Origin of the sequence: 'Vigna radiata' phytoplasma (genome assembly GCF_030586915.1) — a bacterium.
Lineage (GTDB): Bacteria > Bacillota_I > Bacilli_A > Acholeplasmatales > Acholeplasmataceae > Phytoplasma > Phytoplasma australasiaticum.
Genome location: NZ_JAOSIS010000001.1, coordinates 16,405 through 36,014 on the forward strand (window position 1 = coordinate 16,405; position 19,610 = coordinate 36,014).

The window sequence follows — 19,610 nt, forward strand, 5'->3', positions numbered from 1 at the left end:
TACTACTAATATAACAATAGAAAAAAATTTTAAATTACTTAAATATAAGTTATTTTATAAAATTTTGATAATAATATAAAAATAAAAATCTAAAAATTGTTATATTATTTGTAATTTTAAAAAAACAGAGTAAGATTATTTTAACAAAATTATAAAAAAAACTCATCTAAATATGTTTTATTAGATAATTACAAAACAAAAAATTTTAAATTTTTTTTAATTTATTTATGCTAAAATAGATTTATGTTGGAGATATTTTGGGAATAAAAATTCCTATAAAATAATCTAAACATTAAAACTATTCGCAATTCCATGAATTTCATTTACATATAAAAATTTTTCATTTTTAAAATAAAATATTTATTTGCAAATAAAATTGCTTTCTTGATAGCCGCTAAACATTATAATAAAATATTAAGCGAAATACTAAAATAAATTAATAAAATATTAAATTTTAACAAGATATTTTTTTAAAATAAAAAATTAAATTTTGAAACTATAAATATCTGTTAAAAACGAAAGGGGTATATCCTAAAAATGTCCAATAATCAAATAAAAAAAGACAAAAACAATAAAATATTTGGTTTTAAACCTATTTTTTTTGTAACATTACTTTGTGTATTAGGATTAAACATTTTTTGCATCCACAAATATCCAGACAAAATTAATAAATTTTATCATCCTTTGTTAACTCCTTTATTTTTAATAACTATGTTAGGAATTACTTTAAGTTATATAGGGTCAAAAGTACCTGTTTTAAATAAATTAGGTTTAGGATTTTTACTTTGTATATTCATACCGTCTTATTTAGTTTTTAAAGGTTGGATACCGAGACAACTAGCTGAAAATATAGATAAAGGGTTCTTTAATAAACCTAATCAAAATTTCGGAATAGGTATTAATTTTTCGCAATTTTTTATCACCATTGTTATAGCAGGAAGTCTTTTAAGTGTAGATCGTAACTTATTAAGAAGATCTTTAATAAAATTCGTACCTTTAACAATTTTTAGTGTTTTCGTATGTGGTTTCGCTATTGGAGGATTAGGATATTTATTAAATTATAAATGTCCAAGTATATTTGCAAGTCGTAGTCAAGGTTCTATATGGGATGTAATATTTTTTGTATTTGTTCCTTTAACCAATGGAGGCACTAATTTAGGAATTAATGGTTTTGCTAATGGTATTTATCAAGAAGCTTTTAAAACTGAAGCTTCAACTATTAGAACTGCTATCTTAGGACCTTTAGTTTTAGCCCGTACACTAAGTATTTTTATAGCAGGATTACTCTACATCATTTTTGATAAAAGCAAATACAGTGGAAAAGGAAAATTAGAAAAATCTTCTACTCAATTAGATCAAATAAATCAAACAAAAACTACTAAAAATAGTGGCATAATAGATTTTAAAACAATAGGCATGGGATGGTTAATTATTTTTGCACTTTATTCAATAGGTAGCATGATAAATCAATTATTATTCGGTAAAATGGATCCTATGGTTTACATGATTATCTTATTATTGTTGATTAAAATATTTAACTTAATGTCTCAAGAAAATCAAAATGCTGTTACTCAATCTGGAAAATTTATGACAGAAAATTTCACAAGCGCTGTATTAGTGGGTTTAGGATTAACTACAAATTTTGAACAATTAAAATCAACAATTTCAAATCCAAGTGTTTTAATAACTGTATGCGCATCTTTATTAATAGCTACCTTGATTACATTCTTAATAGCGCCAAAATTAGGTTTTTATCCTTTAGAAACAGCTCTAACATCAGGAATTTCTTCTTACAGCATTGGTGGAGCAGGCAATGTAGGAGTTATGACAATATCTCATAGAATGAATTTATTACCTTTCGCTATGATAGCTACCAGATTAACAGGACCTTTAGTATATGTCATCGCAAATATAGCTTTCCGTAGTATATATATGGCATAAAATTCATTTTTATAAAAAATAAAAATTATTTTTTAGTTTAAATTTAAATTTAAAATTAATAAAGATCAACAATATATTAAAAGTTGATCTTTATTTTTTTCTTCTATTAAATTCCCTAAATTACACTTAATGATTTATGTTAAAATTTATTGATTTTTATTTCAAACAATAACAACATAAATAGCATATATTACACAAAAAAATGCAACAATATTTTTAACAAAGATACGAAAACACAAACGACACCATTTAAAAAATTGTTTTTTAAAATTAAACATATTATTACATAAGTTATAATAAATAAAATAAAAAGTAAAAAATATTAAATGCAACGAAGTAATTAAAATAAATAATTTTTTTTTTCTTTCGAAACATGTTTTTATAATTTGCAGTATTAAATATTTTTTTAACATAAAAAAGATCATAACCTATTCTTACAAAATTATTTAAATTTAATTAAGTAGTTTTATATTTTTTAATCAAAATTAATATTATATATAACAAAATTAAAAAATGAATAATTTTATTTAACAAATACAAAAGGAGAATTGCAATTATATATGTTTTACTTATTAACCAATATTATAATCTGTATAATCTGTTATCTTATAGGCTCTATTCCTTTCGGTTTATTAATAGGTTTTTACCATAACAGAAAAATCAATTTATTAGGTTCTAAAAATATTGGGGCATCCAATGTTACAAGAATTTTAGGTTTTAAATACGGTTTATTAACTTTTTTATTAGATTTTATGAAGGGATTTTTGCCTATTTTTATTTTTAAAAATTATAATTTAAGTTTATTTCCCAAAGAAAAAACAATAATATTAGGGGTGTGTGCTATTTTAGGGCATATGTTTTCTATTTTTAATCATTTCCAAGGAGGAAAAGCTATAGCAACTTCTGTTGGAGTAATTGCAGGGATTCATTTTTGGAGTGGGGTTTTAGGTATTATGATTTTTGCAATCTTAGTCAAATTAACCGGTTATGCTTCTTTAGCTTCTTTAATTGCTACAATCATTACTAATATTAATTTATATATAACGAAAACAAATTTATATAACTCTATAATGATGGCAATTATAACTGTTTTAATTTTCATAAAACATAAAAAAAATATTATTAATCTATACCAAGGTACAGAGAATAAATTTAATATTAAAAATAAAAAATAAATTTTAAATTAACAACAAATAATATATAAAATAACAAAAAATCAAAAAAACGTCACAATATCACGATCTGTTAAAGTATCAAAACGATCAAATATAATACGAGTATTTTTATCAAAATAATATTTTTTTAAAAAATCCAAATTTAAAGGCCAATTTTTATATTTTAAAGTTAAAAAAACACGATAAAAAATTTTTTTCTTTATAATTTGAAAAGAACGTTTAGCTATAGAAGGGCCTAAAACAATAGCTATATCAATTGACAAATTATTCTGCAAAATAATCTTAATTTTATTAGCTATATCTTGAACTTTAACAATACTTGGATGCATAATTAAAATTTTACTTATCAAACCAAAAGGAGGATAATCACTAATCTGACGTTCTTGTAAGATTGTTTCATAAAAAAATTCAAAATTATTATTTACAATAGAATCTAAAATATAATGATTAATATTATAAGTTTGTATTATAATACGAGATTTTTTAGGCATATTATATATTAATTGTACTAAAAATTGAAAAGCTTTTTCTGAAGCTGTAAAATGATTTATATTTAATAATGCATCGAATAAAATAATTCCTAATAAACTCATCGGCCAAGAAATACTATTCTTAATTATCATTTTAGTACCTAAACAAATATCTATTTTATTATTATTCAAATTAGATATAATATTTTCATACTCTTTCATATTTAACTTTCGAATGTTATCCGAATCTATACAATAAATACGAGATTCAGGTATCTTTTGTTTTACAAAATTTTCAACAGATAAAATACCCGAAAACATACTAGAAATAGTTTTTTGTTCGCACAAAGAACAATATTCAAGAAATTTTTCTTTATGACCACAAAAAGAACATTTTAATATTTTCAAATCAATATAATAATGTAAAATACAACTACAATTAGAGCATTTAGGAATATAACCACAATGTAAACACAAAACCAAACGTGAAAAACCTTTAATATTAATGAATAATAAACTTTTTAATTTTGATTTAATATTTTCCATTAATAATTCAGTTAAAGTCGACGATAAAGGGGATAAATTCCCTTCTTTTAATTCTTCTTTCATATCAATTAATTGAATATCATATTTATTTTCATTATTTTGTAAATTTAACCAAATATATTCGCCTAGTATTTTAGCTCGATAATAACTTGTTAACGATGGAGATAAACTAGATAAAAGCAATGGTATTCGATTATAATTAGCTCTTACTTGAGCTAATTCTCTAACATCATAATAAGGCATTTTTATTTTTTCAATAAAAGATTCATGATGCTCATCATCTATTATAATAATCCCTAAATTTATAAAAGGAGTAAAAATAGCAATATTATTGCCTATAATCAAATCTGCATTTAATTGTTGTAATTTAGAATTTTTAAAATTATTCTTAATACGGCCATGATTAACGAATATCGTAATATCAGGAAATTGTATTTTAATCTTTCTAACTAAATGTTCAATTAAAATGATTTCGGGCACCAAAATAAGAATTTGTTTTTTGTTAATTAAATTTTCTTGAATTAATTTATAATATATTTTTAATTTATCAGACTCTAAAGAATAAATTAATAAATAATTTTTATATTGATCTAGTACAAATTTATTAAAAATATTTTGTTGCTGTATGGTTAAAGAAATTTTTAACATTTCTTTTTTCTCTGTGTTACTGGTTTGATCATTTAAATTAAAAAAATTATTTTCTATTATTTCTTGAGAAACTAAAGATTTAATATTATCATAAGACAATTGAGAAAGTTCTTTTTTTGGGACAATAGACATTTCAATAATTTTTTCTTTTTTTAATTTTCTTAAAAAGGAAATCTTAAAATTATTTTTAACGTTTAACAAAAAATTTTTTTCGGTTAAATACTGTTTTAATTCTAATGGCACCAAATCAGATTTTAAAATAGAAATTTTACGAACATAAGAAGTTAATAAATCTTTAGGCAAAACTGTTCTATAAACAGAAATTTTGGAATTGAAAGGGACTTTAAACAATTCATCCATTAATAAAAAAAATTCTTGATTTAGAAAAGGCACTAAATCAAGAACTTCTATTATTTCTTTATTAGCAAATATACTACTTTCTTTAATAGCAAGAACATAACCCAAACGAACAGTATCTTTGAAAGGAATAATAACTCTAGTACCTACTTGGACTAAATTTAACATATTTTTAGGAATTATATAATCAAAAGATGAAAAATAAGAATTCAAAGATAAATCTATTAAAATTTCAGCAATCATAAAAAGCCTCTAATAACTTAGAAAATTGAAATATAAATTTAAAAACATGTATATAAATATCTATTTAAAAACATTTAGTTATTTAATTTATTTAATAATTCTTCTATACGTTGTCCATGTAAAAGTTCATAATCATATTCAAATATTAAATCAGGAATATAACGAATTTTTTTCCTTATTTTGTCAGCTAAATCTTGACGAATAATTTTTTTATTTTTTTCTAAAGTATTCTTAGCTAAATTTAAAATTTCAGGTTTTTTTTCAATAATAGTATAAAAAATTTTAGCTATTGAACAATCTTTAGTAAGTTTAACGTCCGTAATACTAATAAAACCTATTTGTGAATTTTGAATCACTTTATTAACAATACTAACTAATTCTCTATGAATAATGCTTGACATTCTTTCTAAAATCAAATTACTCATTAACTATTTCCTCCATTCGAGATGCCTCTATTATATCATCCATACGGAAATCATTAAAATTATCAAATACAATACCACATTCACTATCTGTTTTAGCATGATCAATATTATTTTTTAAATGTTTTAAAGAAACAATTTTGCCTTGATAAATTATTTTTTGTTGACGCTTAACTTGAACAGAGGCGCCATTATAAATAACACCATTAATAACTCGACAACCAGCTATATTATTTTTATCACTTCTATAAAAAACCTGAATAACAACAGCTTTACCTGTAAATTTAAGTTGAAAAATAGGCTTGGATAAAGTTTTTAATTTTTTCGCGATATCTTCCACTAAGCGATATAAAATTTGATAACTTCTAACTTCAACTTTTAAATTATCAGCTAATTTTATTATATTCTGATCCACTAAATTATTAAAATTAATTATAATAGCTTGAAAAGTACTAGCTAACATAATATCATTATCCGTTAAAGCTCCGGTAGCTGTTTTAATAAAATTAATTTTAACTCCATGAAAATCTAAGTTTTTTAATGATTCTGTTATAACCTCAATCATACCTTGAGTATCTGTTTTTAAAATAAAATTTAATATTGAATGAGATACATTTTCCTGTAATAATTCTTCCATAAAATTTTGTTCTAAATTTTTTTGCAATTCTTGGTGTTTTTTTTCTTGAGATTTTTGTTGTCTTATCTCGATAATTTGTTTCGCTATTTTTTCATTAGTAGCAACCATTAATAAATCTCCAGCTTGTGGAACTTGTTTAAAACCATAAATAACCACAGGTTGCGAAGGAAAACATTTTTGAATTTTTTCTTGAATGTCATTTTCTAAGGCTCTAACTTTACCATAAGCATGGCCAGCAACAACAATATCTCCAATTTTTAAAATACCTTGATTAATTATAACAGTAGCTGCGGAACCTTTATTCTTAATCAAACTAGCTTCTAATACAGTACCCAATACATTTTGTTGAGCCTTAATTATCCTTGGACGTTTATTATTTACTAACAAAATAGTTTCTAATAAATTATCAATACCTTTAGTTTTTAATGCAGATATTTCAATATAAAAAGTATCTCCACCCCATTCTTTAGGAATTAAATTATATTCAGATAATTCTGACATAATACGTTCTTTCTGGTTAGGGATTTTGTCTATTTTATTAAGAGCTATAATAATATCAACTTTCGCTTTTTGAGCATGTTTAACAGATTCTAAAGTTTGAGCTTTAACGCCATCATCACAAGCTACAACTAAAACGCAAATATCAGTAATTTGAGCTCCTCGACTGCGCATTTTTGTAAAAGCTTCATGACCCGGACTATCTATAAAAGTAATTTTTTTACCATTATAAACCACTTCATAAGCACCAATTTTTTGAGTAATGCCTCCCGCTTCTTGATCGACAACACGTGTTTTACGAATAACATCTAATAAAGTGGTTTTACCATGATCTACATGGCCCATTATTGTAACAATAGGAGAACGAGTTATTAAATCTTTCGTTGGTACTTGAGATATAAATTCTTCATTAACTATACAATCATCGATAATATTAATATTGAACTTTAAACCTAATAACTCAATTAAATCTCTTGTTAAACATTGATGCACTTTATTTTTTATCCCTAATTTTGTAAGCGCCCCTATTAAAAATTTTTCTGAAATTTTCCAAATTTCAGCCAATTCTTTAATAGTATGATTAGGATTATAAATATAATCACTTGTAAGTAAATTACCAGATTTATCACCTTGTTGATGATCTTCTTTTTTCTTTTTATTTTGCATATAATTATTTTTTCTCCTTTAGATATTTATATTTAACGAATTTTTATATATTAACCGTACATCTATAAGTTAATTATAAAAAAGATAAATTTTACTTTAAAATTAACAAGATAAATAACAGATATAAATTATAAAAATACTTTTTTAATATCAAATCTCAATAAAATCGGAATTAACAAAAAATTTTATCAAAAAATAAAAAGACTAACGTTCTTCATTAGTTTTAATTTCTATTTGCCATTTAGTAACCTGAATAGCTAATCTAAGATTTTGCCCTAATTTACCAATAGCTAAAGCGACTTGATCAGCTGCTACAAAAACCAAAGCATTTTTGTTATCAAAATCTAAATTTATTTGATCTACTTGAGCCGGTTTTAAAGCATTAATTATCAATTTTTCCGCATCTAAGCTCCATTTAAATAAATCTATTTTTTCACCTCTTAAAATATTTAAAATATTTTTAATTCTATGACCTTGCGCACCAATACAAGCGCCAATAGGATCTACTTGTTTACTATTAGATAATAATCCAAGTTTAACTCGACTAGAAGGAATACGAGCAATAGCCATAATTTGAACAATACCATCTTTAATTTCCGGAATAAAATATTTAAATAATTCGATAATAAATTGATTATTAACACGACTAACTGAAATTTGAAGATGTTTAGGCGTAGTATTGTGAACCCCTGTAATTAAAACAAAAATCTTTTCACCGATATAAAAATTATCATTAGACATTAAATCTTTTTTAAATATAAAAGTCTTAAATTTTTTTTCTAATTCTAAAACAAAAAATTTTAATTTTTCTTCAATTACTTCAGCAATCATTAATTTATTTTCATATTTTTTAAAAAAATTAAAAATATTTTCTCTTTGAAATTTTAATAATTCTTCATTAAATTTATTTTTAAAATCCCGACTACCATAAAAATTAAAATCTTTTTTAGGATCCACTTCAATTTCTAAAATTTCACCTACCTCAACAGAAGGATTAATTTCTTTAGCTTTTTTTAAAGTAATACAATCTTGTTCTTTATTAACAGAAAAATCACATTTTTCATCGACAACTATATATTGTTTATACAAATTCATTTTATCATAATTCGGTTCAAAACAAACTCGACATTTTTTTAGTTTAAAAGTTTTTTTACAACCAGATATTAAAGCTTTCTCTAAAGCATTAACTACTTGATCGAAAGTTATTTCATATTCTTGTGCTATTTGTTCAATATGTTTTAAAAAATTTTTATTTTGCAAATAAATTACCTCTTCCCATAGAAATATAATTCAGATTATCAATTTTTTTATGATTTTAAAATTAAAAAAGTGGTTATTTAAAAAACCACTTTTAAAAAAACTAACTCAATGACATAATAATTAAAAATTATGTAAATTAAGTTAAGTTAATGAAAGTTAAATATTTAATTTTTATAATTTTTCAAAAATTATAATATAACGTAGTTTATCATATTAAATAAATTAAAAAACTAAAATATATATAAAATTTTAAATAAAATTTTTTAAAAAAATTAAAAAAATTAAATGGTACGGATAATGAGATTCGAACTCACAAGAGAAAATTTCTCACATGCCCCTCAAACATGCGCGTCTACCATTCCGCCATATCCGCATTAAAATATCTTTTTTAAGCAAAGATATTTTTTTTAATAAATTAATTCTCAACTAAAATCAAATAATAATGCATATTATCATTGTTTTTGATTTTATTAATTTCTAAATCATTATAATTATTAAATAAAAATTTTTCCAAACCTATCAAAGAATCATGTTTCTCCAATTGTTGATCATAAAAAATAGTAATTAATTGAGTTGTTTTTGTAATCATTTTTTGTAATAATTCAATAATTAAAATTTCTAAATTATTATTTTTTTTAAAAAAAGTAGAATCTAAAAAAGCTTCAAAATCTGAAGAGAAATTTTCCAATAAATTAACATTTGGATTAAATAAAATTTTGCCTACTAGATTATTTTTAATGTTATCATTCATATGGGAGATATTTTCAGAATAAGATAACGTTTCATCAAAAGCAACAAGAGCATTATAACCTTGAGCTATATTACTAGTATTCATAATACTAATATTGAAGTTATTAAAATTTTTGATCAAATCACTATTAGCTAATATTTCTGGATTATTCGGGAATAAAATAACATCACTAATTTCTAATTTATTTAAAATTTTATTAAAATTGGTCCAAAAAAAGTCCCAAATAATTTCTCGTTGTTCAATGATAATAAGATAATCCACTTTAAAATCTTTTCGAAATATTTCGTTAATAGTTGCATTTGGAGTAATTGCTATTAGAACATAATTTTTTTTTAAAATTGAATTATCATAAGAAAAATTTTGTTCTTGAAGAAAAATTTTATTTTGTTCCTTAATATTATCAATTTTAGATTTAATCAAAAAACCATATTTTAATAAATTAGTCAAAACTAAACCAGGTTTATTAGTATGAATATGTATTTTCAATAATTTTTCATTTAATATAACTATTAAAGAATTACCGAATTTAATAAATTGTTTACGTAACTTAGATAAACTTAATTCATTAGACTGATATAACTGAACTACAAACTCGGTACAATAACAATAAGGAATTTTAGAACTACTTATATCAGATATTTCTGTCGCCTTATAATGATCAAAATCTTCTAAAATTTCTTTAGAAAGCAAAAAATCTTTATCAAATTCTTTTAAAGAAAGTTTCGAGCCTTGACAACACAACAACATACCTTCAAAAAAATATATTAATCCAGCTGCTCCGCTATCTACAACATTGGATTCTTTTAAAATAGGTAATAGCTCAGGAGTTTTTTCTAAAGATTTTTTAGCATATTTAATGATTTGCTTTAATAATTCTTCAATATTATTAAAAAATTTCTGATCATTAATAGCTTCCAGAGAATCTCGTAAAACAGTTAAAATAGTACCTTCTACAGGAGAAAATATAGAATCATAAGCTTGTTGATAACCGCTAATTAAAGATTGAATAAATTCTTCTATATTAACAAAACTTTTCTTTAATTGAATTAATTTATTAGATAATCCACTAAAAAATTGAGATAAAATAACGCCTGAATTGCCTTTAGAACTCATAATTAAAGCATTAGCCAAAACACGAGAAACTTCGGTAATAGAATTTTCATTCAAATAATAAATATGACGAATACCTTCAGCCATAGTCATATACATATTAGTGCCTGTATCACCGTCAGGAACAGGAAAAACATTCAAATTATTTATTTTTTGACAATTTTTTTTTAAATTAATAGTGCCATTAATAACCATTTCTTTAAAAAGAAGACCATCTATAGTTTGTTCTGATATTGACATTATTCTAAAATCCTTTTTTTTCTAAACATGATGAAAAAATAAAAAATCAGATTTTTTTAATTTACAAAAAACAATTATTTTTTTATAAAAGAATTTAAAGATAAATTCAATAAATTTTATTATTTTTTTAAAACTTATAATGTAAATTAAAAAAATAATTATTTGTATTATTGGATTTAAACTTCAAAACACATTCGAATTACAAATTAAATTTTTGATTATATTTTTTCAAAAATAAAAAAAATAACTATGAATTTTTATAATTAAACCGCTTTTTTTCATCAATAATATAATAACTTTGATCCCAAAATCATAAATTTTAATAATAAAGTTAAAAATTTAAAATTTTTATTTTCCCAAAAATATAAATAATATTTCGCATTCAAAATTATAAATATTAACAGTAATATATTACAATAAATATATTTTTTTGTCTAAAAATTATAAGATATCCACTTTATTATATATTAGAAAAAATATTGATTAATATATATTTATATGTAAAAAACTTTAAAAATAATATTAAAATTATTAATAATGGTTTTAGAATAACTATCAGAATAACTATTTTATTTAGATGATAAATTAGAAACATGAATATAACTTTTATTACTAATGAATTGTTTAAAATTAAAATTTTTTAGTTATTCCGATGTTTTATTATCAAAATCATTTAAAAAATTAATCTAAAAAAAGTTAAACAAATTATTAAACAAATTTAAAAGCGAGTAAGTTTAATGAATTTAAAGTTAATCAAAGATTTTCAAACATTTTTAAAAATTGAACGTAATTACTCTAAATCAACAATAATTAATTATACTTCTGACTTAAAAGAGTTTGTATTATTTTGTAATCAAAAAAAAATAGATTTCAATATTCATGAATTAAAAAATCCTATTTTATCTCGTCTATTTTTAGTACATTTAACTTCAAAAAAAAATAAAAATATAACTATTAAAAGAAAAATTTCTACTTTAAGAACTTTTTATAATTTTTTAAAAGATCAACACAATATCAAAACTAATATATTCAAATCATTGCCAAATATTAAAATAAACCATAAAATACCTAAAATTATTGAACCCAATAATATACAAAAATTATTAGATTCTATAAAAATAGACAATAATATAATAAATTACCGAAATTATTTAATAATAGATTTACTTTACAGCTGCGGTTTAAGAGCTCAAGAACTAGCTGACTTAACTATCAATAACATAAACCTTTCTGCTAACCAAATTTTAATTAATGGTAAGGGTTCTAAAGATAGATATATTCCTTTACATCAAAAACTTTCAAATATGTTAAAAAATTACATAATTAATATAAGACCTAAATTAACCCATAATAAAGAAATATTATTTTTAATTACAAATCAACATGGACATAAAATAACTACTAGAGGTATAAGTTTTATTATTAATAAAATATGTCTAAATAATAAATATAAAATTAAAATATCTCCGCATATGTTTCGTCATGCTTTCGCTACAATTTTATTAAATAATGGAGCAGATTTAAGAATAGTACAAGAACTATTAGGACATAACCATTTAAAAACAACTCAAATTTACACTTATATTTCTGATACCGATTTACAAAAAAAATTTATCCATTATCATAATAGAAATAAATTAAAAAAATAAAAAATTCATTAATTCCAAAAAGAAAGAGAAAAAATGTAACATGTCAAATAAAAGTTTTTTTGAAGTCGTAAGTTATTATAAAAAAAATAATATTCAATTACCTAAAAGACAAACTCAATATAGTGCAGGATATGATCTAGCAGCTGCTATAGAAATAAATATTCCGCCACAACAAATAGCAATAATACCCACAGGCTTAAAATTATTTTTACCTTCAAACCAAGTTTTACTCATTTATGCCAGATCTTCTTTATTTATTAAAAAAAAATTAATGTTGACTAATAATGTAGGAGTAATAGATAGTGACTATTATAATAACATCGAAAATGAAGGACATATTTTAATCCCATTATACAATTTTTCTAATCAAATAATTACTATTCATAAAAACGAAAGAATTGCTCAAGGAATATTACAAAATTTTTTACTTACTAAAAATGATAATAATGAAAACCAAATTCGAAAAAATGGCTTCGGTAGTACCCAATAATTTTTACTAAATATAATTGTCAAAATATATAAAATATGTTAAAATGTTAAGGTTAATAAAAAAATACGATTGGAAATTAGGGTAAAAATCAAAAAAATATAATAATACCCTTTTTAATTATGAAATTTTAATAAAAATAAAAAAATTCCAAGATAAAAAAAGGAGTAACTTAAAATAAAATAAATATGGGCAATGTAACAAATATTAAACAATTATTAGAAGCTGGTATACATTTTGGACATTCAGCAAAAAAAACACATTATAAAGCTAAAAAATATCTTTTTTGTTTAAAAAATGATGGCATTCCTACAGTAAGAAATAAAATTCATATTATAAATTTAAAAAAAACTGTAGAACATATTGAAATTGCTTATAAAAAAATTGTAGAAATAGTTGCTTCAGGTGGAAAAATTCTTTTTCTGGGTACTAAAAAACAAATACAAGATATCATAAAAACAGAAGCTCAAAGATCGCAACAATATTATGTCAATCAACGTTGGTTAGGTGGTATTTTTACAAATTTTAGCACTATCACCCAAAGAATTAGTTATTTATTAAATCTTTATAAAGAAGAAGAAGAAGGATTATGGGATTATTTAACTAAAAAAGAAATAGCTAAATTAACTAAAAAAAGAAATAAATTAGAAAAAATCTTGGGTGGTATTAAAAGTATGAATAAACTACCTCAGGCTATTATTATAATAGATACACAAAAAGATGCTATAGCTATTGCAGAAGCGAGAAAATTAAATATTACTATTTTTGGAATTATAGATAGTAATTGTGATCCAGATTTAGTAGATTATGTGATTCCCGCTAATAATGATGCTATTAAAGGAGTTAAATTAATAACTTCTATTTTAGCAAACGCTGCTTTAGAAGGCATAAAATTAACCAACAAGACAAATGAATCGGATAAAATCATTCCTAATCCAACAAAATAATTTTATAATCTAATTAAAATAATATTTTTTAAAAAAACAAAATTTAAGTTTAATATATTAAAAAAAATAATAAAAATAATTTTTTTAAAATTTTTAAAAATTATTATATATAAAAAATAAATAAAATAAAAGAGTTTGTTAAATAAATATGAAACCCGAAATGATAGAAAAAATTAAAAAATTAAGAGAAATTACTAATTTTAGTATATGCGACTGCGCAAAGGCTTTGACAAAAACTCAAGGCAATATAGAAGAAGCTATTGAATTATTAAATAAAGAAAAATATATAGAATATCCAGAAATATTTGATGAACCATTGACAGAAGGCGCAACCCATGTAGCTTGCAACAAAAACAAAGCTGTAATCTTTGAACTCAATATAAAAACAGATTTTGCAGCGCAAAATATACAATTTATAGAATTAATTACAACAATAGAAAAAATTTTATTACAAGTTCCCGATAGTATTCGAAAATTAAATGATTTTTTAAATTATAATTTTCAAGGAAAAACAGTAAAACAAATAATAAGTCAAAAAATGACTATTTTTCAAGAACAAATCAGATTGAAACGTATACAAATTGTTTACAAAAAAACTGAAGAAAGTTTTGGTTACTATAAACATCAAAACGGTAAAATTTCAACTTTAATACATTTAACGAAACCTTGTAAAAATGTCGAAAAACATTTGCCTATTCATATTACAGAATCAAATCCAAAATCAAAAGAAATTTTATTACAACAAGAAATGTACAATAACTCTAAAATCAAAGTTCAAGAATATTTACAAAAAAATAATACAAATATTATTGTTTTTTACCGTTTCGCTTTAAATAATTAAAAAAAATCTATTTTAATGAAATAATTATTAATAAAATACTTAAAATATTTTATTTTATTAATTAAAAGATCATAAAATTAAAATTTTAAACAAAATATATTTAACAATTTATCAATTTATAAAAATATATAATTTTTATTAAAATGGAGAGCTATAATGTTAAGCAAAATTCTTTTAAAATTAAGTGGAGAAGCGTTAAAAGGAGAAAAAGTAACTATTGATCCACAAAAAGTAAAAGAAATTGCTAAAGAAATTAAAGAAATTAAAGAATTAGGTGTACAAATTGTTATCATTATTGGTGCAGGTAATATTTGGCGAGGAATCACTGGACAAACTCTAGGAATGAAAAGAGATCAATCAGATTATATGGGGATGTTGGGCACTATTGTGAACGCTTTAGCTTTACAAGATGCTTTAGAAAATTTAAATATTGAAACTCGCGTAATGACATCATTTCAAGTACTTGCAGTAGCTGAACCTTATATCAAAAAAAGAGCCGATCATCATTTAGATAAAAAACGTGTTATCATTTTAAGCGGGGGTATTGGGGTACCTTTTTTTTCTACAGATACTGCAGCCGCTTTAAGAGCCGCTGAATTAGGTATTAATATAATATTAATGGCTAAAAATAATGTTAAAGGAGTTTATACATCCGATCCTAAACATAATCAAAAAGCAATTTTTTTAGAAAAAATAGAACATAAAGAGATTATATCTCAAAGGCTAAATGTTATGGATATAACAGCTGTTTCTTTATGTTGGGAAAATAGAATAGATATTATAGTTTTTGATATGAATGAAAAGGGTAATATTAAAAAAGTAATTTTAGAAGAAAAAATAGGAACTTTAATCACTTCTAAGGAGAATTAAAATGCAAGATTATAATCAACAAATAGAAATTTTACTAAAAGAAATAAACGAGAAAATGAACTCTCAAATTAAAGTTATGAATGAAAAATTCAAATATATAAGAACCGGAACCGCTAATCCACAAATATTAGATAAAGTCTATATAGAATATTATAACCAAACACAACCTTTAAGACATTTTAGTTCTATTTATGTAGCCGAAGGTAATCAATTACATATTAAACCTTTTGATCCCAATTTAATCACAAATATTAAAACAGCTATTTTAAAATTAAACATAGGAATAAATCCTAAAGTTGAAAATAATATTATAAAATTGATTTTCCCAAAACCTTCCGAAGAACAACGTATTCAGTTAACATCTAAAATTAAACGAAACGCAGAAGAAGCTAAAATTGGTATCCGAAATATCAGAAGACAAACTAACGAAAAAATTAAAAAAATAAAACTTAATCAAGACTGGGAAACAAAAATAATCAAACAAATACAAACAATTCACGATAAATTTATTAAATTAATAGATGAATTAACCAATCAAAAAAATAAAGAATTATTAAAATATTAATAAATATTTTATAAAATAAATATGAGTATGAATATAAAAAAAATACAAAAAAAAATATATGTAGGAATAACAATACTAATAATAACTATTGTATGGTTAAGTATTTTAATATATATAGATAAAAATCAAAAAACAGATTTATTAATTTATAATGGTATTTTATTCCTTATAACGTTTATTTATTTATCCTTTCGTGAAGTCATTAAAAAAATCAAAATCTCAAACCAAATAATAAAATTTAGCAATACCAAAAATATACTTAATTTATTATTTTTTTTTATCTTGAATATTGTTTATGGTTTTTATTTAATAAAAATAATTTTAAAACATCTGTACCATCAACAAATTATTAAAATACAAAATCGTCCTATCTTGCATAATTATATTAAAAAAATTTTTTTCTTAAATAATCTAAATTTAAACAACATTCCCAATAATTCAATAATATTATTTATATTTTTAATGATCATTTGTTTTTTATATATTTATTTTATATATAAAAAAAAATTTAAAACAATTCAATTAAGTTATACATTAAATTATTTAATAATAATAAAAGGATTATATTATCTTATATCTAATATAAACAATTTTATAATGTTCAATATATCTTTATACATAAGTTTTTGTTATATATTTTTTTTTATACATAAAAATAATTATCTTTTATATAATGAATTATTTAAAAATATAGCTATTTTTATATACATTTTATTAGGAAGCATTTCTATATTTAGTTTAATGCTAATTAACCCAAAAATAATCTTATATTTATTTATTATTACTATTTCAAGCGATAGTTTTGCATTTTTAGGAGGAGTTTTTTGGGGTAAAACGCCATTGTGTTATCATATCAGTCCCAATAAAACTAAAGAAGGATTTTTGTGCGGAATATTATTCACTCTTATAATTATTAATACCTTTTTTAATGTTATGAATAAAATATCGTATTTTATAGTTTTCTCAATATTAACCATTATAAGTAGTATAATTTCCCAAATAGGGGACCTTATAGTTTCTAAATTTAAAAGAAATTTAAACATTAAAGATTTTAGCAACTTCATTCCAGAGCATGGAGGTTTATTAGATCGTTTTGATTCTATTCTATTTTTATCTATCTTTATAATATTAATAATAATAAGTCCTTGGTCACAATCAATCAACCAATTGTTCTATATGATTTAACAATAAAACACAGATATAAATCGAATAATTAAAAAAAATTTTTTAATATAAATTAAAAAATATTTAAATAAATATTCTATTTAAATATTTTCAAATATTATTAACTATTATTATGAAATATTTTTTGATTTTTTGTTATTATTCAAAAATATATCGATTAATCTCATAATTATTAAATTTTTTTTATTTTTGACACATTTATTAAATAATATATTAATATTATTTATTCAAAAAAATTAAAAAAATTATTATTAATTTCTTTATCCGAAACAGTTATTTAGCATATGCATATAAATGTTATTAAATTATTTTAATAATAAATGATTCATATCGAATTATAAATAAATATTAATTATTATTAATAAATAAAATTATTATTTTAATAAAAATTACAAAAAACAGCCTAAAATAATAATTTTTATTCTTAAAAAATAAAAAATTTTAATTATTTTATATGCTGTTTTATATAATTATATATACATATTGTCTATTAAATTTAGTTTAAAGTTTTTATTATTTAAAACTTATTTATCATATAATAAATTTGATTAAAGTTATAAACTCAAAATTAAATATCCAAAATAATATAATATAGTTTTAAAAATTTTTTAATTGATAATTAAATTAAAAATATAATAAAAATAAATAAAACATTTTATATTGAACATTGTTAATTTATTAAAGATAAAAAATCCTTAATATAAAAACCATTATACTCTTTGAAAATTCATTTTTTTCAAAGCACGCGCAGAAACAAAAACTTTTTGAATTTGCCCTTTATCGTTGATAATGCGAACTTTCTGTAAATTAGCCTTCCATTTCCTTTTAGTGGCATTCATAGCATGACTACGTTTATTACCGCATAAAATAGCTTTACCTGTTAAATAACATTTTGCCATTTAATATTTACCTCCTTTTTCTATTTATATTAAATTATATAAAAAATGATGATATCCCGATTTATAAAAACTAATAAACCGGAATAATTTAAATTCTTTTGTTTCTAACTCTCGTATATTCTAATAATAAAAGAAGAAAATCCGTAAATAAAGAAATAAAAATTATATGAAAAGAAAAAGCTAAAGGCCACTCGTATTTTTTATCCAATTTCAAACGAGTTAAATATTCTACTTCCTGAAAATTTTGAACTAAATTTAAAGAAGCCAATACAATAGTTCCAAAAATAACTAGAGTCGATAACACAGTATTGTCCATGAAAATATTTATAGTCCATGTAGAAAATACAAATACAGTCAATATAATTAAAAATGTTAACAATCTAGAATTAACTTTTATAATATTAAAAGAATATAAGACATTCATAAGTACAAAAATAAAACAAACACATATTAAAGCAAACATAAAAACAGGCAATAAAATAAAATTGTTTACATCCATTACAACAAATGCACTACCAAGCAAAATACCTTCAAATAGAGCATATGCAATAGAAACTGTACGTAAACTATTATATTGAGCAAAGCAACTATAAATAAGCAATCCAATACATAAAGCAGTTGAACAAGAGATACAGAAAAAAGCAATTTTTAAAGGATTAAAAAAAATTGATAAATTAAATATTAAACGAAAACTAAATATACCAGAAAACAAACTAATTAAAAGCAAAAATAAAGTTTTAATTATGACGCCCGTTTTATTAGCATAATCATTTGTAAAATAATTATTTTCTTTTTGAGATTTAGAAACATTAATAATATTAGTTAAAACAAAATTTTTTTTCATAATATTGATACAAATATCAAAACCCTTTCTATTTAATGTTTTATTTATATATAATAATCAAATACTAAAGTACTAATAAATACTAAAATCAGTTTAAAGACAGCAATAAAAATAAATTAATTATAAATAAAGTCTTAGATTTTATAAAATATTTAACTCTTTTAGTTTGAAAAAAATATAAAATTTAATTATATAAAAATTTATCAAATATTAAATAATGATAATACAACTGTTTTATTTATATATAATAATCAAATACTAAAGTACTAATAAATACTAAAATCAGTTTAAAGACAGCAATAAAAATAAATTAATTATAAATAAAGTCTTAGATTTTATAAAATATTTAACTCTTTTAG

17 protein-coding genes and 1 tRNA gene are annotated in these 19,610 nt (G+C 21.4%); 9 read left to right on the plus strand and 9 right to left on the minus strand.

Going from position 1 to position 19,610, the window contains the following annotated elements; all coding sequences use genetic code 11:
* Nucleotides 1-537: 537 nt before the first annotated feature.
* Nucleotides 538-1,941: a 2-hydroxycarboxylate transporter family protein gene (locus tag OC710_RS00065; RefSeq protein ID WP_004995298.1), complete on the plus strand. Its 1,404-nt coding sequence runs from the start codon at nucleotides 538-540 to the stop codon at nucleotides 1,939-1,941.
* A gap of 161 nt (nucleotides 1,942-2,102) precedes the next feature.
* On the opposite strand, the gene OC710_RS00070 is transcribed toward OC710_RS00065, so the two are convergent.
* A complete protein-coding gene (locus OC710_RS00070; RefSeq protein ID WP_004995295.1) occupies nucleotides 2,103-2,354 on the minus strand; it encodes a hypothetical protein in 252 nt (83 codons plus the stop codon).
* A gap of 147 nt (nucleotides 2,355-2,501) precedes the next feature.
* Between OC710_RS00070 and plsY the strand changes: the two genes are divergently transcribed.
* Complete coding sequence (gene plsY / locus OC710_RS00075; protein WP_004995293.1) at nucleotides 2,502-3,116, plus strand: glycerol-3-phosphate 1-O-acyltransferase PlsY; 615 nt, start codon at nucleotides 2,502-2,504, stop codon at nucleotides 3,114-3,116.
* Between the two features lie 41 nt (nucleotides 3,117-3,157).
* On the opposite strand, the gene priA is transcribed toward plsY, so the two are convergent.
* The 6 genes from priA to OC710_RS00105 form a co-directional block, all read right to left on the minus strand.
* On the minus strand, nucleotides 3,158-5,380 hold the full coding sequence (gene priA / locus OC710_RS00080) for a replication restart helicase PriA (protein ID WP_004995291.1): 2,223 nt from the start codon (nucleotides 5,378-5,380) through the stop codon (nucleotides 3,158-3,160).
* Nucleotides 5,381-5,454: 74 nt separating this feature from the next.
* Nucleotides 5,455-5,805, minus strand: a complete 351-nt coding sequence (rbfA, locus tag OC710_RS00085) for a 30S ribosome-binding factor RbfA (RefSeq protein ID WP_004995289.1) — start codon at nucleotides 5,803-5,805, stop codon at nucleotides 5,455-5,457.
* On the minus strand, nucleotides 5,798-7,603 hold the full coding sequence (gene infB / locus OC710_RS00090) for a translation initiation factor IF-2 (RefSeq protein ID WP_004995286.1): 1,806 nt from the start codon (nucleotides 7,601-7,603) through the stop codon (nucleotides 5,798-5,800). Before infB ends, rbfA begins: the two co-directional genes overlap by 8 nt.
* A gap of 204 nt (nucleotides 7,604-7,807) precedes the next feature.
* The gene (gene nusA / locus OC710_RS00095; RefSeq protein WP_004995285.1) at nucleotides 7,808-8,863 is read right to left on the minus strand and encodes a transcription termination factor NusA; all 1,056 of its coding nucleotides are present in this window, start codon (nucleotides 8,861-8,863) and stop codon (nucleotides 7,808-7,810) included.
* 286 nt (nucleotides 8,864-9,149) lie between these two features.
* Nucleotides 9,150-9,236, minus strand: a tRNA-Leu gene (locus OC710_RS00100).
* Nucleotides 9,237-9,278: 42 nt separating this feature from the next.
* Complete coding sequence (locus OC710_RS00105) at nucleotides 9,279-10,964, minus strand: DAK2 domain-containing protein (protein ID WP_004995283.1); 1,686 nt, start codon at nucleotides 10,962-10,964, stop codon at nucleotides 9,279-9,281.
* A 737-nt stretch (nucleotides 10,965-11,701) separates the two neighbouring features.
* On the opposite strand from OC710_RS00105, the gene OC710_RS00110 reads away from it, so the two are divergent.
* From OC710_RS00110 to OC710_RS00140, 7 genes are all read left to right on the plus strand, one after another.
* Nucleotides 11,702-12,613: a tyrosine-type recombinase/integrase gene (locus OC710_RS00110; RefSeq protein WP_004995279.1), complete on the plus strand. Its 912-nt coding sequence runs from the start codon at nucleotides 11,702-11,704 to the stop codon at nucleotides 12,611-12,613.
* 40 nt (nucleotides 12,614-12,653) lie between these two features.
* Nucleotides 12,654-13,103 carry a dUTP diphosphatase gene (gene dut / locus OC710_RS00115; protein ID WP_004995276.1) on the plus strand — a complete coding sequence of 150 codons (450 nt, stop codon included), beginning with the start codon at nucleotides 12,654-12,656 and terminating at the stop codon, nucleotides 13,101-13,103.
* Nucleotides 13,104-13,288: 185 nt separating this feature from the next.
* Nucleotides 13,289-14,047, plus strand: coding sequence for a 30S ribosomal protein S2 (gene rpsB, locus OC710_RS00120; RefSeq protein WP_004995270.1), 759 nt, complete (start codon nucleotides 13,289-13,291; stop codon nucleotides 14,045-14,047).
* Between the two features lie 148 nt (nucleotides 14,048-14,195).
* Entirely contained in the window at nucleotides 14,196-14,888 is a 693-nt protein-coding gene (tsf, locus tag OC710_RS00125) for a translation elongation factor Ts (protein WP_004995269.1), read from the plus strand.
* Nucleotides 14,889-15,044: 156 nt separating this feature from the next.
* Nucleotides 15,045-15,758 carry a UMP kinase gene (gene pyrH, locus OC710_RS00130; protein WP_004995266.1) on the plus strand — a complete coding sequence of 238 codons (714 nt, stop codon included), beginning with the start codon at nucleotides 15,045-15,047 and terminating at the stop codon, nucleotides 15,756-15,758.
* A 1-nt stretch (nucleotide 15,759) separates the two neighbouring features.
* Nucleotides 15,760-16,323 carry a ribosome-recycling factor gene (locus OC710_RS00135; protein WP_004995264.1) on the plus strand — a complete coding sequence of 188 codons (564 nt, stop codon included), beginning with the start codon at nucleotides 15,760-15,762 and terminating at the stop codon, nucleotides 16,321-16,323.
* Between the two features lie 27 nt (nucleotides 16,324-16,350).
* Nucleotides 16,351-17,508, plus strand: a complete 1,158-nt coding sequence (locus OC710_RS00140) for a phosphatidate cytidylyltransferase (protein ID WP_051049965.1) — start codon at nucleotides 16,351-16,353, stop codon at nucleotides 17,506-17,508.
* Nucleotides 17,509-18,218: 710 nt separating this feature from the next.
* On the opposite strand, the gene rpmB is transcribed toward OC710_RS00140, so the two are convergent.
* Nucleotides 18,219-18,407 carry a 50S ribosomal protein L28 gene (rpmB, locus tag OC710_RS00145; RefSeq protein WP_004995261.1) on the minus strand — a complete coding sequence of 63 codons (189 nt, stop codon included), beginning with the start codon at nucleotides 18,405-18,407 and terminating at the stop codon, nucleotides 18,219-18,221.
* A gap of 88 nt (nucleotides 18,408-18,495) precedes the next feature.
* On the minus strand, nucleotides 18,496-19,251 hold the full coding sequence (locus tag OC710_RS00150; protein WP_004995260.1) for a Bax inhibitor-1/YccA family membrane protein: 756 nt from the start codon (nucleotides 19,249-19,251) through the stop codon (nucleotides 18,496-18,498).
* Between the last annotated feature and the right edge of the window lie 359 nt (nucleotides 19,252-19,610).

Coding starts and splice junctions, on each gene's coding strand:
- OC710_RS00135 (WP_004995264.1), top strand. CDS start 15,760: ATGCAAGATTATAATCAACAAATAGAAATTTTACTAAAAGAAATAAAC.
- OC710_RS00110 (WP_004995279.1), top strand. CDS start 11,702: ATGAATTTAAAGTTAATCAAAGATTTTCAAACATTTTTAAAAATTGAA.
- rpsB (WP_004995270.1), top strand. CDS start 13,289: ATGGGCAATGTAACAAATATTAAACAATTATTAGAAGCTGGTATACAT.
- OC710_RS00105 (WP_004995283.1), bottom strand. CDS start 10,964: ATGTCAATATCAGAACAAACTATAGATGGTCTTCTTTTTAAAGAAATG.
- OC710_RS00140 (WP_051049965.1), top strand. CDS start 16,351: ATGAATATAAAAAAAATACAAAAAAAAATATATGTAGGAATAACAATA.
- rpmB (WP_004995261.1), bottom strand. CDS start 18,407: ATGGCAAAATGTTATTTAACAGGTAAAGCTATTTTATGCGGTAATAAA.
- plsY (WP_004995293.1), top strand. CDS start 2,502: ATGTTTTACTTATTAACCAATATTATAATCTGTATAATCTGTTATCTT.
- pyrH (WP_004995266.1), top strand. CDS start 15,045: ATGTTAAGCAAAATTCTTTTAAAATTAAGTGGAGAAGCGTTAAAAGGA.
- priA (WP_004995291.1), bottom strand. CDS start 5,380: ATGATTGCTGAAATTTTAATAGATTTATCTTTGAATTCTTATTTTTCA.
- OC710_RS00150 (WP_004995260.1), bottom strand. CDS start 19,251: ATGAAAAAAAATTTTGTTTTAACTAATATTATTAATGTTTCTAAATCT.
- OC710_RS00070 (WP_004995295.1), bottom strand. CDS start 2,354: ATGTTAAAAAAATATTTAATACTGCAAATTATAAAAACATGTTTCGAA.
- infB (WP_004995286.1), bottom strand. CDS start 7,603: ATGCAAAATAAAAAGAAAAAAGAAGATCATCAACAAGGTGATAAATCT.
- OC710_RS00065 (WP_004995298.1), top strand. CDS start 538: ATGTCCAATAATCAAATAAAAAAAGACAAAAACAATAAAATATTTGGT.
- rbfA (WP_004995289.1), bottom strand. CDS start 5,805: ATGAGTAATTTGATTTTAGAAAGAATGTCAAGCATTATTCATAGAGAA.
- tsf (WP_004995269.1), top strand. CDS start 14,196: ATGAAACCCGAAATGATAGAAAAAATTAAAAAATTAAGAGAAATTACT.
- dut (WP_004995276.1), top strand. CDS start 12,654: ATGTCAAATAAAAGTTTTTTTGAAGTCGTAAGTTATTATAAAAAAAAT.